Origin of the sequence: Variovorax sp. RA8 (assembly GCF_901827175.1) — a bacterium.
GTDB lineage: Bacteria > Pseudomonadota > Gammaproteobacteria > Burkholderiales > Burkholderiaceae_C > Variovorax.
Genome location: NZ_LR594662.1, coordinates 3,826,711 through 3,840,639, shown reverse-complemented (window position 1 = coordinate 3,840,639; position 13,929 = coordinate 3,826,711). Strand labels below are relative to the sequence as shown.

Here is a 13,929-nt window from a genome sequence, read left to right as displayed (position 1 = left end):
AATCAAGGGCTTGTACGTGAACTCGTGCATGCGATGCCAATGCCCCCAAGGCGCGGTGAGCCATTCAGCCGCTTGTGGACGACTGGCCCCCTGTTACCCGTCGGTTCATGAGCGAATTTGAAACGCCGGCTGCCGGCCCGCGCGTTTGGGGCGTCGGCGCGCTGTGCCGCGCAGTCGCGGATGCACTTGATGCGCGTTTCAATCCGGTCGCGGTGCGCGGCGAGATCAGCGGTTTCTCGCGCGCCGCCAGTGGCCACTGCTACTTTGCGCTGAAGGACGAAAGCGGCCAACTGCGCTGCGCCATGTTCAGGCGTGCTGCGGGCCTGCTCGACTTCCAGCCGCGCGACGGCGACCAGGTCGAGGTCCGCGGGCGCCTCGCCGTGTACGAGCCCCGAGGCGACCTGCAACTGGTGGTCGAGAGCCTGCGCCGGGCCGGGCAGGGCGCGCTGTTCGAGCAGTTCCTTCAGCGCAAGGCGCGTCTGGAGGCCGAGGGGCTGTTCGATGCCGCGCGCAAGCGGGTGTTGCCCACCATGCCACGCGCGATCGGTCTCGTGACTTCGCCGGGTGCCGCCGCACTGCATGACGTGGTCACCGCCCTGCGGCGCCGCGTGCCGCACATCCCCGTGGTGCTGGCGCCCGCCGCGGTGCAGGGCGTGGGCGCGCCGGCGGAACTGGCACGCTCGCTGCAATCCCTCTACGCGCTGCGACCGGGGGTCGACGTGATCCTGCTGGTGCGCGGCGGCGGCTCGATGGAGGACCTCTGGGCTTTCAACGACGAGATGCTTGCGCGCACGATCGTGCAGAGCCCGGTGCCCGTCGTCAGCGGCGTCGGCCATGAAACCGACTTCACCATCGCCGACTTCTGCGCCGACCTCCGCGCGCCGACACCCACCGCCGCGGCAGAGCTCGTGGCCGCGCCGCGCGAGCTGTGGCTCGGCGCGCTGGCGCTGCTCGAAGGGCGCCTGCGTACCGCGCTTTCCGGACGCCTGGATGCGCTGAGCCAGCGTGTCGACGACGCTGCCACCCGTCTCGCGCGCCCCTCGACGCTGGTGCTGCGCCAGCAACTGCGACTGGCGCAGCACGCACAGCGCTTTCGCCACGTCATGCAAGCGCGGATCCAGCGACTCTCCCAGGTACAGCAAGGGTTGCAAGCCGAGCTGCCTCTCGATTTCGCCCGCGCACTGATGCAGCGCAGGGAACGGCTCGAACGGGCGGCGCTGCGGCTGCAACTGCTCGATCCGACGCTGGTCCTCGAGCGCGGCTATGCCTGGCTCACCGGTCCGGACGGCCGGGCGATCACCCGCGCGCAGCAGTTGGCATCGGGCGACGCGGTCCAGGCGAGGCTGGCCGACGGCACGGCCGACATGACGGTCGTGCGAACGGAAACGACAGGACCGCGTCCGACGCGAGCCACCTGATTCCTTTCTAGAATGCTTCATCCCACAACCAACCTGCGAGAAAAGACATGGAACACGTCCTCCCACCTCTGCCATACCCGATGGACGCGCTGGCGCCCGAGTACTCCAAGGAAACGCTGGAGTACCACTACGGCAAGCACCACAACGCCTATGTGGTGAACCTGAACAACCTGCAGAAGGGCACCGAGTTCGAAAACATGGAACTCGAGGAGATCGTCAAGAAGTCCAGCGGCGGCATCTACAACAACGCTGCTCAGATCTGGAACCACACCTTCTTCTGGAACTGCATGAAGCCCGCTGGTGGCGGCGAGCCCGGCGGTGCGTTGGCCAAGGCGATCGACGCGAAGTGGGGCAGCTACACGGCCTTCAAGGAGGCCTTCGTGAAGTCGGCGGTGGGCAACTTCGGTTCGGGCTGGACCTGGCTGGTGAAGAAGGCCGACGGCACGGTGGACATCGTCAACATGGGCGCTGCAGGCACGCCCCTGACCACGGGCGACAAGCCGCTGCTGACGGTGGACGTCTGGGAGCACGCCTACTACATCGACTACCGCAACCTGCGTCCGAAGTACGTGGAGACCTTCCTGGCCAAGCTGGTGAACTGGGACTTCGCGGCGAAGAACTTCGGCTGATCCGACCCGCTGCCACAAGAAAAAGCCGACCCATGGGTCGGCTTTTTCTTGTGGCCGGCCCGTGCGGCTCAGCGCTTGTTCGAGAACAGTTCACCGTTCAGCTTCGCGCCCTTCTTGATGTTCTTGTGGGCGAACCAGCCCTGGTTCATCTCGAGCACGAAGCGCACGGGCTCCTCGGAGCAATGGGAATCGTCGGTCTGCGGCTTCATATCCGCCAGATTGACGATGCGCCCGTCGTCGGCCACGAAGGCAGCGGTCAGCGGCAGCAGGGTGTTTCGCATCCAGAAGCACTGGGTGGCCGGCTGCTCGAAGACGAAGATCATGCCCTCGCTCTGGGGCATTTCCTTGCGGAACATCAGGCCGATCTGCCGCTGTGCCGGTGTCTCGGCGACCTGGGCGTCAATCTGGTACATGCCCGCGGTCAGCCTGACACGCTGGAGACCGGTCTGTGGTTGCTGGGCGTGGGCTGGTGCGAGCAACGCGGCGGAGAGTGCGAGCAGGACGGAAAGGCGCTGGAACATGGGAAGTCCTGGGAGGAAAGCGGCGCAAACAAAAATGCCCGCGGCGGCGGGCATGGGTGAATGGGTAACGGAGCTTACACCTTCCTGTGGGCATGCGCCCGCGTTCAACAACTCGGGAATCGCCGTTGAAGGCCTGCCGTGCGCCAAAAAAAAGCGCTCCGAAGAACGCCTTCTTGATCCATATCCGGATGGCTTACTGTGGCGTACCGCCTTGCGCGGGAACCGGCTTCTTGCCGCCGCCCTTGGCGGGACGGCGCGTATCGCGCGAATCGCGGCGGGCTTGGGCGGCCTTGTCGGCGCCGGTGGCGGTCACGCCGCCGCTGCCTTCTGCAACCTTGGATTGATCTCCACCAGGAGCCTTGACTTGGCCGGCAGGCTTTGCAGCCTTCCGGGTTTCGGCGCGCTCAGCGGCCTTGCCCTGACCCTGGGGGTTGATCTCGGCGGGTTGGGTCTGCGCGAATGCGGCGGTGGCGAACAAGCCGGCCATCATGACTGCGAGAACTTTGCTCATTACAGGTTCCTCTGTGTGGAAATGGTTTGAAAACGCCTCCCGTCCAGCAGAAGGTCCGTCAACAACGAGGGCTATAAGGCCACGGTTGACAAGCCTTCCAGCTCCTCAGGTTGCGTCTAAAATTCTACGGCTATTCAGCCGGCTGGAAACATAGTGTCTTCCTGCCTTCAATTCATCCCCCGGAGTTCTTACTCTCATGTCCAGCTATCAGCACATCAAAGTCCCGGCCGAAGGCCAGAAGATCACGGTCAACGCCGACAACTCCCTCAATGTGCCTGACCAGCCGATCATCCCCTTCATCGAAGGGGACGGCACCGGCCTGGACATCACGCCTGTGATGATCAAGGTGGTTGATGCGGCGGTGGCCAAGACCTACGGGGGCAAGAAGAAGATCCAGTGGATGGAGGTCTATGCCGGCGAGAAGTCGACCAAGGTCTACGGTCCCGACGTCTGGCTCCCGGAGGAAACCCTGCATGCGGTGCGCGACTACGTGGTCTCCATCAAGGGCCCGCTGACCACCCCGGTGGGCGGTGGTATCCGCTCCCTGAACGTCGCATTGCGCCAGGAACTCGACCTGTACGTCTGCCTGCGTCCCATCCAGTATTTCGAAGGCGTGCCCAGCCCGGTCAAGGAGCCGCACAAGACCAACATGGTGATCTTCCGCGAGAACTCGGAGGACATCTACGCCGGCATCGAATTCGAGGCTGAAAGCGAGAAGGCCAAGAAGCTCATCAAGATCCTGCAGGACGAGTTCGGGGTCAAGAAGATCCGTTTCCCCAACACCTCGGGCATCGGCATCAAGCCGGTCTCGCGCGAGGGCACGGAGCGCCTGGTGCGCAAGGCCATCCAGTACGCAATCGACAACGACAAGCCCAGCGTGACGATCGTGCACAAGGGCAACATCATGAAGTTCACCGAGGGTGGCTTCCGCGACTGGGCCTACGGCCTGGCGGCCAAGGAGTTCGGCGCCGAGCTGATCGACGGCGGCCCCTGGATGAAGTTCAAGAACCCCAGGACCGGCAAGGAAATCATCGTCAAGGACTCGATTGCCGACGCCTTCCTGCAACAGATCCTGCTGCGCCCGGCCGAGTACAGCGTCATTGCCACCCTGAACCTGAACGGCGACTACGTCTCCGACGCGCTGGCGGCCCAGGTCGGCGGGATCGGCATCGCCCCGGGCGCCAACCTGAGCGACACGGTCGCCATGTTCGAAGCCACCCACGGAACGGCGCCCAAGTACGCCGGCAAGGACTACGTCAACCCCGGCTCCGAAATCCTGTCGGCCGAGATGATGCTGCGCCACATGGGCTGGACCGAGGCCGCCGACCTGATCATCCGCTCCATGGAAAAGTCCATCGCCAGCAAGAAAGTCACCTACGACTTCGCCCGCCTGATGGACGGGGCTACCCAGGTGAGCTGCTCGGGCTTCGGGCAGGTCATGATCGACAACATGTAAAGCGGTCGCGCAGCGCGATGGCGCTGGCAGCCCGGCCCCGGCCCGCAAGGCGCCGGGGCTTTTTTTTCTTTGCTTGACCCCGAAAATTGCCGGAAGGGCACGCTGCTTGCATGCGTTTTTGGGGCAATCCAGGCGCCCGCGTCTTGAATGTCACAAAGCTGGCACCAGTTGTGCCAACACGGGCACTGCAAGCAGCGGGCGGCTCGATAAAATGATTTTCATGGCTACCAAAATCCCCTCGACTCCTCCCAAGCCCCCGGCCGTGACGCCGGGGCGGGATGATGGCGATGCGGTCGTGATCGAGCGGCGCCCGCAGAAGACCGCGCCGCCACAGATGTATCAGGTCGTGATGCTCAATGACGACTACACGCCCATGGAGTTCGTGATCGTCGTGATCCAGGAGTTCTTCAACAAGGACCGCGAGACCGCTACCCAGATCATGCTCAAGATCCATCTCGACGGGCGCGGTGTCTGTGGCGTTTATTCTCGCGACATGGCGGCCACCAAGGTCAATCAGGTGATGGAGGCGGCGCACCAGGCGGGGCATCCGCTGCAATGCGTCAGTGAACCGGTTGAATAAATCGCGCTCCAACCCATCTGAGATTTATTTACAGCAAGGCAAAAAGGAAATCACATGATTGCCCAGGAACTGGAAGTCAGCTTGCACATGGCTTTTGTGGAAGCCAGGCAGCAGCGCCACGAGTTCATCACGGTGGAGCATCTTCTGCTCGCTTTGCTGGACAACCCGAGTGCCGCGGAAGTTCTGCGAGCGTGCTCGGCCAACGTCGACGACCTGCGCGCGTCGCTCACCAATTTCATCAAGGACAACACGCCGCAGGTGGCGGGTACCGACGACGTGGACACCCAGCCCACGCTCGGCTTCCAGCGCGTGATCCAGCGTGCCATCATGCATGTCCAGTCCACGGGCAACGGCAAGAAGGAAGTCACCGGCGCCAACGTGCTGGTCGCGATTTTCGGCGAGAAGGACTCGCACGCCGTCTACTACCTGCACCAGCAGGGAGTGACGCGCCTGGACGTGGTGAACTTCATCGCCCACGGCATCAAGAAGAGCGACCCGCCTGAGGCCACCAAGAGCAGCGGCGAATCCGCATCCGAGGGCGAAGAAGGCGGCGGCGAGAAGAACGAGAAGTCGTCCCCCCTCGAGCAGTTCACCCAGAACCTCAACCAGATGGCCAAGGACGGCAAGATCGATCCGCTGATCGGCCGCGAGTACGAGGTCGAGCGCGTGATCCAGATCCTGTGCCGCCGCCGCAAGAACAACCCGCTGCTGGTCGGCGAGGCCGGCGTCGGCAAGACCGCCATCGCCGAGGGCCTGGCGTGGCGCATCACGCAGGGCGACGTGCCGGAGATCCTGGCCGAGTCCCACGTGTACTCGCTCGACATGGGCGCGCTGCTGGCCGGCACCAAGTACCGCGGAGACTTCGAGCAGCGCCTGAAGGGCGTGCTCAAGTCGCTCAAGGACAAGCCGAACGCGATCCTCTTCATCGACGAGATCCACACGCTGATCGGTGCCGGCGCGGCCTCGGGCGGAACGCTGGACGCGTCGAACCTGCTGAAGCCCGCCCTGTCCAGCGGTGCGCTCAAGTGCATCGGCGCCACCACCTTCACCGAGTACCGCGGCATCTTCGAGAAGGATGCGGCCCTGTCGCGTCGCTTCCAGAAGGTCGATGTGGTCGAGCCGACCGTGCAGGAAACGGTCGACATCCTGAAGGGCCTGAAGTCGCGCTTCGAGGAGCATCACGGCGTGAAGTACGGCGTAGCCGCGCTGCAGGCCGCGGCGGAGCTGAGCGCCAAGTACATCAACGACCGTCACCTGCCTGACAAGGCGATCGACGTGATCGACGAGGCCGGCGCCGCCCAGCGCATCCTGCCCGCGAACAAGCGCAAGAAGACCATCAGCAAGAGCGAGGTCGAGGAAATCGTCGCCAAGATCGCGCGCATTCCCCCGGCCAACGTCTCGAACGACGACCGCGGCAAGCTGCAGAACATCGAGCGCGACCTCAAGAGCGTGGTGTTCGGCCAGGACAAGGCGCTCGAGGTGCTGGCCTCGTCCGTCAAGATGGCGCGTTCCGGCCTGGGCCGCGACGACAAGCCGATCGGCTCCTTCCTGTTCAGCGGCCCCACCGGCGTCGGAAAGACCGAGGCGGCGAAGCAACTGGCCTACATCATGGGCATCGAGCTGATCCGCTTCGACATGTCGGAGTACATGGAGCGCCACGCGGTGAGCCGGCTGATCGGCGCGCCTCCGGGCTACGTCGGTTTCGACCAGGGCGGCCTCCTGACCGAGGCCATCACGAAGAAGCCGCACGCCGTGCTGCTGCTCGACGAGATCGAGAAGGCGCACCCGGACATCTTCAACGTGCTGCTGCAGGTGATGGACCACGGCACCCTGACGGACAACAACGGGCGCAAGGCCGACTTCCGCAACGTGATCATCGTGATGACCACCAACGCGGGCGCCGAGACCATGAACAAGGCGACCATCGGCTTCACCAACCCGCGCCAGTCGGGCGACGAGATGGGCGACATCAAGCGCCTGTTCACGCCGGAATTCCGCAACCGCCTGGACGCGATCGTTAGCTTCAAGGCGCTGGACGAGCAGATCATCCTGCGCGTGGTCGACAAGTTCCTGCTGCAGCTCGAGACGCAGCTGGCCGAGAAGAAGGTCGATGTCACCTTCACCGACGTGCTGCGCAAGCACCTGGCCAAGAAGGGCTTCGATCCGCTGATGGGCGCACGCCCGATGCAGCGCCTGATCCAGGACACGATCCGCCGCGCCCTGGCCGACGAGCTGCTGTTCGGACGCCTGCAGGAAGGCGGCCGTCTCACCGTCGACCTCGACGACAAGGAAGAGGTCCAGCTGGACATCCAGCCGCTGCCGAAGAAGGAAGGGCGGGCCAAGCCCGAAGCCGAAGAGGCTGCCACGGGCTGATCAGAGATCCGAGGGACTGAGTCCCAAGGCCGGTAGCATTCGCGCTACCGGCCTTTTTTGTTGCACGAACCCTTCGCCCTTTGATACTCCCCGAGCTCAGCCAGGAATGGAAGACCGGCCTCTCCCTCGCGTGGAGCGGCTACATCGCGGTGCTTTCCGTCTGGATCGTGATGCAGAAGCGCGCGCCGGTCTCGACGATGAGCTGGATCCTCTCGCTGGCGCTGCTGCCTTTCGCGGGATTTCTCATCTACTACTTCCTCGGGCCGCAGCGGCTGAAGAAGCAGCGCCTCAAGCGGCTGCGCAGCCGCGCCATCGCCCAGGCGCCGGCCGATGTGGCGAGCCTGCGCGCGGCGGCCGAGCGGGCGCCGCCGGCGCTGCGCCAGATGGCCGCGCTCGGCACGGCGGCCTGCGGCCTGCCGGTATCGAGCGCGACGGCCGCCGAGCTGCTGTCGGGTGGTGCACGCACCTTCGATGCTATCTTCGAGGCGATCCGCCAGGCGCGCGACCACATCCACCTCGAGTACTACATCTTCGAACCCGACAAGACCGGCACGACGCTGCGCGACCTGCTGATCGAGCGGGCGCGCCATGGCGTTACCGTCCGCCTGCTGCTCGATGCGCTGGGCTCCAAGCGCATCGGGCGCCGCTTCATGGCACCCATGCTCGAGGCCGGTATCGAAGTCGCGCTGTTCCACGATACCCGCATCGGCCGGCGGCTGCGGCCCGTCACCAACTACCGCACCCACCGCAAGATCGTGGTGTGCGACGGGCGCGTCGGCTTCACCGGGGGCGTCAACATCACCGACGAGGAAGACCGCCGCATCAGGGCCGACGCCTACCATGACGCCCACCTGCGTATCGAAGGCAGCGCGGTGCGCTGGCTGCAGACCACCTTCCTCGAGGATTGGACCTACGCGACCGGCGAAGATCCGCGCCGCATCATCAAGGCCCTTGACGTCCTGCTGCCGCGCCTGCCGCGCCAGGACGGCGCGGCTGACATTCCCGTGCAGATCGTCACCAGCGGTCCCGACAGCACCCTCGAAGCCATCCATCGCATCCATCTCGCGGCCATCCATTCGGCCACGCATCGCGCGTGGCTCACCACGCCGTACTTCGTGCCCGGCGAACCGGGCCTGATGGCGCTGACCAGCGCTGCGCTGCGCGGCGTGGATGTTCGCCTGCTGGTGCCGCGCCGCAGCGATTCGTTGATCGTGAGCGCCGCTGCCCGCTCCTACTATGACGAGCTGATCGCCGCCGGCGTCAAGATCTGGGAGTACAAGGCCCGCATGCTGCATTCCAAGACGCTGGTGGTGGACGACAACTGCGCGATGATCGGCACCGCCAACTTCGACAATCGCAGCTTTCGGCTCAATTTCGAGGTGTGTGCCGTGATCTACGGCCCGGCGCTCGCCGCGCCGCTCGCTGCGCAGTTCGAGACCGACCTGCACAGCGCCTCCGTGGTCCGTGGGCAGCGGCGCCAGAGTTTTCTGCGCCGTCTTGGCGATGCCACTGCCCGGCTGTTCTCGCCGCTTCTCTAGCAGGGAGCGCGATGGATTGCCGGAGAGAGGACGCGAAGGTTTCGCGGACGCGCAAAAGTAAGAAAGAGGGAGAAAAATCACCTTGATGACGAAGCAGACTTTTCTTTGGCACGACTACGAGACCTTCGGGGCGGTGCCGCGGCGTGACCGGCCGGCGCAGTTCGCCGCTATCCGCACCGATGCCGAGCTCAACGAGATCGGCGATGCGTTGATGATCTACTGCAAGCCTGCGCCGGACTACCTGCCGAGCCCGCAGGCCTGCCTGATCACCGGCATCACGCCGCAGCTATGCCTCGAGCGCGGGCTGCCCGAGCACGAGTTCGCCGCGCAGATCGAAACCGCGTTCTCGCAGCCCGGCACCATCGGCGTGGGCTACAACACCATCCGCTTCGACGACGAGGTGACGCGCTTCCTGTTCTGGCGCAATCTCATCGACCCCTACGCGCGCGAGTGGCAGAACGACTGCGGTCGCTGGGACCTGCTCGATGTCGTGCGGCTGTGCTATGCGCTTCGCCCCGAGGGCATCGAGTGGCCCAAGAAGGAAGACGCGTCGCAGAGCTTCAAGCTGGAAGACCTGGCGCGCGCCAACGGGCTGCTGCACGAGGCGGCCCACGATGCGCTGTCGGATGTGCGCGCCACCATCGCGCTGGCGCGCCTCATCCGCACGCGCCAGCCCAAGCTCTTCGACTTCGCGCTGGGACTGCGCAAGAAGGACCGTGTCGCTGCTGAGCTTGGGCTGCCGGCCATGCGGGAGACGGCGCGGCCCTTCCTGCACGTCTCGGGCATGTTCCCGGCCGAACGAGGCTGCCTGGCCGTGATGTGGCCGCTGGCGAGCCATCCGACCAACAAGAACGAGCTGCTTGCCTGGGACCTCGCGCACGACCCGAGCGAGTTGCGCGACCTCGACGTTGCGACCCTGCGCTTGCGCCTCTTCACGCGCAGTGCCGATCTGCCGGAAGGCGTGCTGCGCCTGCCGCTGAAGGGTGTGCACCTCAACAAGTCGCCGATGGTGGTCGGCAACCTCAAGACGCTCGCGCCGGCCATGGCGACGCGCTGGGGCATCGATCTGGATACGGCGATGCGCCACGCTGCGCGGGCGGCGGCCCTGCCCGACATGAGCGCGATCTGGCCGCAGGTCTACGAGCGGCCGCGCGAAGAGACGCCCGATGTCGACGAGGACCTGTATGGTGGTTTCGTCGGCAACGACGACCGGCGTCGGCTGACGCAACTGCGCGGCCTGTCGCCAGCCGAGCTGGCGCGCGCGCGCACCGGTTTCGACGACCCGCGGCTGGAGGAACTGGTGTTCCGCTACCGCGCGCGCAACTTTCCCGAGACGCTCGATGCCGAGCAGGCGGCGCGCTGGGAAGCGCACCGCGCGGTGCGTCTGCTCGAAGGCGAGGGCGGCGCGCGCAACGTCGATCAGCTCTTCGCCGAGATCGATGCGCTGGCCGAGACGGCCGACCAGCGCGGCGAGGAGATCCTCGGCGCCCTCTACGAATATGCCGAGGCCATCGCGCCTTCGACCTGAAGCAAGGGCGCACGCGGGCGACTCGCACGCGTGCGGCCCGGTGTCCCGCTCAAATGACGATGACGACGACGGTGCGAGCGCTCAGGTCCGCGAAGCCATCCAACTCGTCGCGGCGGGCCGGTCCGGCAGATGCAGCGCTGCCGTCGCCGCCGGCGTCTCCGCCAGCAGCCGGCCCCGGCGCCAGACCTTGAGCCGCGGCGCACGCAGCCGGATCGCCTCGACGGGATCGCTCGCCTGCAGCAGCACGAAGCTCGCGTCGCAGCCCGACTCCACGCCGTAGCCCGAGAGCCCGAGCACCTTCGCGGCATTCGCCGTCACCGCGTCGAAGCACCGGCGGATGCCCTGCTGGCTGGTCATCTGCGCCACGTGCAGGCCCATGTGCGCGACCTCCAGCATGTCGCCCGAGCCCATGCCGTACCACGGGTCCATCACACAGTCGTGGCCGAAGGCCACGTTCACGCCCTGCGCCATCAGCTCGGGCACGCGGGTCATGCCGCGGCGCTTGGGATAGGTGTCGTGGCGGCCCTGCAGCGTGATGTTGATCAGCGGGTTGGCGACCACGCCGACGCCGGCCTCGGCGATCAGGGGGAGCAGCTTGCTCACGTAGTAGTTGTCCATCGAATGCATGGAGGTGCAGTGCGAGCCCGTCACGCGCCCTTGCAGCCCGAGCCGCTGCGCCTCGAAGGCCAGGGTCTCGATGTGGCGCGAGAGCGGGTCGTCCGACTCGTCGCAGTGCATGTCCACCGGCAGCCCGCGTTCGGCGGCCAGCTCGCACAGCAGCTTCACACTGGCGGCGCCATCGGCCATGGTGCGCTCGAAGTGCGGGATGCCGCCGACCACGTCCACGCCCTTGTCCAGGGCACGCTTCAGGTTGTCGACGCCGCCCGCCGTGCGCAGGACGCCGTCCTGCGGAAAGGCGACCAGCTGCAGCGTCAGGTACGGTGCGACGCGCTTCTTGACATCGAGCAGCGCGTCCACCGCGAGCAGGCTCGGGTCGCTGGTGTCCACATGGCTGCGGATCGCGAGCAGGCCCTTGGCCACCGCCCAGTCGCAGTAGGCCATGGCGCGGTCGACCAGCGCCTCGGCGGTGAGCAGCGGCTTGAGCTCGCCCCACAGCGCGATGCCTTCGAGCAGCGTGCCGCTATCGTTGACCCGCGGCAAGCCGTAGCTCAGTGCGGCGTCCATGTGGAAATGCGGATCGACGAAATGCGGTGCGACCAGCAGGCCCTGGGCGTCGAGCTTCTCGTGCGCCGGTGCATCCAGGCCCGCCGTTACTTCGGCGATGCGGCCGTCCTGCACGGCGATGGACATGCCGCCGCGCCCGTCGGGCAGCGTGGCGTTGTGGATCAGCAGATCGAGCATGTTCAACGTTCTCCCTTGCGGTAGGGCTTCATCAGGGCTTGCGGATACCCGGCCTTGCGCGCCACCAGCACCAGCGCCACGATCGACAGCACATAGGGCAGCATCAGGTACAGCTGATAGGGCAGCAGCGCGTCGCCCGATTGTTGCAGCCGCAGCTGCAGCGCGTCGAAGAAGGCGAACAGCAGGGCGCCCAGCAGGGCCTTGCCCGGCCGCCACGAGGCGAAGACCACCAGCGCCACGCAGATCCAGCCGCGGCCGTTGACCATGTTGAAGAAGAAGGCGTTGAAGGCCGAAAGCGTGAGGAAGGAGCCCGCCACGCCCATCAGCGCCGATCCGGCGACGATCGCGCCCGTGCGCACCGCCGCCACCGACACGCCCTGGCCCTCGGCCGCCTGCGGGTTCTCGCCGACCATCCGCAACGCCAGCCCCAGCGGCGTTCGGTGGAGCACATAGGCGAGCAGCGGCACCAGCAGCAGCGCCAGCAGCGTGAGCGGGGTCTGCGCGTCGAGCACCGGGATGGGCAGCCACGCCATCGGTGCGAAGGGGGAGACCGTGGGTGGCGTGCTGACCTTCGGGAAGCTCACCCGGTAGCCGTAGTAGCTGAGCGCCGTCGCCAGCAGCGTGATGCCCAGGCCCGACACGTGCTGCGACAGTGCGAGGCCCACGGTCAGCAAGGCATGAAGCAGGCCGAACACCGCGCCGGTGAGCGCTGCCACCGCGACGCCCAACCACAACGGCGCGCCCGCATAGACTGCGAGCCAGCCGGCAAAGGCGCCGGCGACCATGATCCCCTCGATGCCGAGGTTCAGCACGCCGGCGCGCTCGCACAGCAGCACCCCCAGAGTGCCGAAGATCAAGGGCGTGGCGATGCGCAGCACCGCCACCCAGAAGGCCTGGTTGCCAAGGATCTCGGCTATTTCCATCGCAGCTTGTATTGGGTCAGCAGTGTGGCCACCAGCACCGCGATCAGCGAGGCCGCAACGATCACGTCCGCGATGTAGGTGGGTACCCCGATCGCACGGCTCATGGTGTCGGCCCCCACCTGCACGCCGGCCACGAAGACGCCCGCGGCGAGCACGCCCAGGGGATGCAATCCCGCCAGCATCGCGATCACGATGCCGCTGTAGCCGTAGCCCGGCGACAGGTCCAGCGTGACATAGCTGGTGCGGCCCGCGACCTCGATCGCGCCGGCCAGCCCGGCCAGCGCGCCGGAGATCAAGGCCACCAGTACCACGGTGCGCGTGACGGGCACGCCGGCAAAGGCTGCGGCACGCGCGTTGGCGCCCAGTGCGCGGATGTCGAAGCCAGCCACCGTGTACTTGAACAGGACCCAGGCCAGGACCGCCAGCGCGCCGGCCCACAGCAGGCCGGTGTGGACGCGGGTCTGCGCGACCATCCTGCTCAGCTCGAGCTCCGGCTGCAACGACACGCTCTGCGGCCAGCCCATCGCCGTCGGGTCCTTCATCGGACCGTCGAGCAGGGCCGAGACCCCGAGCAGCACGATGAAGTTCATCAGCAGCGTAGTCACCACCTCGTCCACGCCCAGCCTGTTCTTCATCAGCGCGGGCCCGAGCAGCAGCAGCGCGCCGACGCAGGCGGCGGCCGCCATCATCAGTGGGAACAGCAGCCAGCCCGGCAACGCGAAGCCGGTGCCGCCATGCAGTCCGCCCACCGCCACCGCGGCCAGCGCGCCGCCATAGAACTGCCCCTCCGCACCGATGTTGAAGAGCCGGGCCTTGAAAGCCACGGTGGCCGCGAGGCCGGTGAGGATCAGCGGCGTGGCGCGCGTCAGCGTCTCGCTCCAGGCGAAGACCGAGCCGAAGCCGCCCTGCAGCAGCAGCGCATAGGTTCGGCCCACCGGCGCTCCGGCCCACAGCACCAGCAGCGCGCTGACCAGCAGCGTGAAGCCGACCGCGCCCACGGGCGCCAGCAGCAGCGCGGCGCGCGAGGTCTGGTGGCGGCGCTCCAGCCTCACGGATGTGGCCCCCCGCGCTGGGCAATTCGTGTCCTCGC

12 protein-coding genes are annotated in these 13,929 nt (G+C 66.4%); 7 read left to right on the top strand and 5 right to left on the bottom strand.

Features of this window, described 5'->3' with window-relative positions; translation table 11 throughout:
- Positions 1-107: 107 nt before the first annotated feature.
- The gene (gene xseA / locus E5P3_RS17945) at positions 108-1,418 is read left to right on the top strand and encodes an exodeoxyribonuclease VII large subunit (protein WP_162587210.1); all 1,311 of its coding nucleotides are present in this window, start codon (positions 108-110) and stop codon (positions 1,416-1,418) included.
- A gap of 47 nt (positions 1,419-1,465) precedes the next feature.
- Positions 1,466-2,047, top strand: coding sequence for a superoxide dismutase (locus E5P3_RS17940; RefSeq protein WP_162587209.1), 582 nt, complete (start codon positions 1,466-1,468; stop codon positions 2,045-2,047).
- A 68-nt stretch (positions 2,048-2,115) separates the two neighbouring features.
- Here the strand turns inward: E5P3_RS17940 and E5P3_RS17935 are convergent, their stop codons facing one another.
- On the bottom strand, positions 2,116-2,568 hold the full coding sequence (locus E5P3_RS17935) for a DUF192 domain-containing protein (RefSeq protein WP_162587208.1): 453 nt from the start codon (positions 2,566-2,568) through the stop codon (positions 2,116-2,118).
- A 193-nt stretch (positions 2,569-2,761) separates the two neighbouring features.
- Positions 2,762-3,079 carry a cell envelope biogenesis protein TolA gene (locus E5P3_RS17930; protein ID WP_162587207.1) on the bottom strand — a complete coding sequence of 106 codons (318 nt, stop codon included), beginning with the start codon at positions 3,077-3,079 and terminating at the stop codon, positions 2,762-2,764.
- A 196-nt stretch (positions 3,080-3,275) separates the two neighbouring features.
- On the opposite strand from E5P3_RS17930, the gene icd reads away from it, so the two are divergent.
- The 5 genes from icd to sbcB all read left to right on the top strand — a co-directional run bounded on the left by icd (position 3,276) and on the right by sbcB (position 10,554).
- Entirely contained in the window at positions 3,276-4,535 is a 1,260-nt protein-coding gene (gene icd / locus E5P3_RS17925; RefSeq protein ID WP_162587206.1) for an NADP-dependent isocitrate dehydrogenase, read from the top strand.
- Positions 4,536-4,755: 220 nt separating this feature from the next.
- Positions 4,756-5,115 (top strand): ATP-dependent Clp protease adapter ClpS, encoded by a 360-nt coding sequence (gene clpS, locus E5P3_RS17920; protein ID WP_068679577.1) that lies wholly within the window; start codon positions 4,756-4,758, stop codon positions 5,113-5,115.
- A gap of 54 nt (positions 5,116-5,169) precedes the next feature.
- A complete protein-coding gene (gene clpA / locus E5P3_RS17915) occupies positions 5,170-7,488 on the top strand; it encodes an ATP-dependent Clp protease ATP-binding subunit ClpA (RefSeq protein ID WP_162587205.1) in 2,319 nt (772 codons plus the stop codon).
- An 80-nt stretch (positions 7,489-7,568) separates the two neighbouring features.
- Complete coding sequence (cls, locus tag E5P3_RS17910) at positions 7,569-9,026, top strand: cardiolipin synthase (protein WP_162587204.1); 1,458 nt, start codon at positions 7,569-7,571, stop codon at positions 9,024-9,026.
- 85 nt (positions 9,027-9,111) lie between these two features.
- Entirely contained in the window at positions 9,112-10,554 is a 1,443-nt protein-coding gene (sbcB, locus tag E5P3_RS17905; RefSeq protein ID WP_162587203.1) for an exodeoxyribonuclease I, read from the top strand.
- Between the two features lie 81 nt (positions 10,555-10,635).
- On the opposite strand, the gene E5P3_RS17900 is transcribed toward sbcB, so the two are convergent.
- The 3 genes from E5P3_RS17900 to E5P3_RS17890 are packed head-to-tail and all read right to left on the bottom strand — an operon-like array spanning position 10,636 to position 13,891.
- Positions 10,636-11,916 carry an amidohydrolase family protein gene (locus E5P3_RS17900; RefSeq protein WP_162587202.1) on the bottom strand — a complete coding sequence of 427 codons (1,281 nt, stop codon included), beginning with the start codon at positions 11,914-11,916 and terminating at the stop codon, positions 10,636-10,638.
- A 2-nt stretch (positions 11,917-11,918) separates the two neighbouring features.
- The gene (locus E5P3_RS17895; protein WP_162587201.1) at positions 11,919-12,839 is read right to left on the bottom strand and encodes an ABC transporter permease; all 921 of its coding nucleotides are present in this window, start codon (positions 12,837-12,839) and stop codon (positions 11,919-11,921) included.
- Positions 12,830-13,891, bottom strand: coding sequence for an ABC transporter permease (locus E5P3_RS17890; RefSeq protein WP_162587200.1), 1,062 nt, complete (start codon positions 13,889-13,891; stop codon positions 12,830-12,832). The genes E5P3_RS17895 and E5P3_RS17890 overlap by 10 nt, the downstream gene beginning before the upstream one ends.
- Between the last annotated feature and the right edge of the window lie 38 nt (positions 13,892-13,929).

Bases quoted from the DNA above. Each gene is read 5' to 3' on its own strand.
- xseA (WP_162587210.1), top strand. From the start codon at position 108: ATGAGCGAATTTGAAACGCCGGCTGCCGGCCCGCGCGTTTGGGGCGTC.
- E5P3_RS17940 (WP_162587209.1), top strand. From the start codon at position 1,466: ATGGAACACGTCCTCCCACCTCTGCCATACCCGATGGACGCGCTGGCG.
- E5P3_RS17935 (WP_162587208.1), bottom strand. From the start codon at position 2,568: ATGTTCCAGCGCCTTTCCGTCCTGCTCGCACTCTCCGCCGCGTTGCTC.
- E5P3_RS17930 (WP_162587207.1), bottom strand. From the start codon at position 3,079: ATGAGCAAAGTTCTCGCAGTCATGATGGCCGGCTTGTTCGCCACCGCC.
- icd (WP_162587206.1), top strand. From the start codon at position 3,276: ATGTCCAGCTATCAGCACATCAAAGTCCCGGCCGAAGGCCAGAAGATC.
- clpS (WP_068679577.1), top strand. From the start codon at position 4,756: ATGGCTACCAAAATCCCCTCGACTCCTCCCAAGCCCCCGGCCGTGACG.
- clpA (WP_162587205.1), top strand. From the start codon at position 5,170: ATGATTGCCCAGGAACTGGAAGTCAGCTTGCACATGGCTTTTGTGGAA.
- sbcB (WP_162587203.1), top strand. From the start codon at position 9,112: ATGACGAAGCAGACTTTTCTTTGGCACGACTACGAGACCTTCGGGGCG.
- E5P3_RS17900 (WP_162587202.1), bottom strand. From the start codon at position 11,916: ATGCTCGATCTGCTGATCCACAACGCCACGCTGCCCGACGGGCGCGGC.
- E5P3_RS17895 (WP_162587201.1), bottom strand. From the start codon at position 12,839: ATGGAAATAGCCGAGATCCTTGGCAACCAGGCCTTCTGGGTGGCGGTG.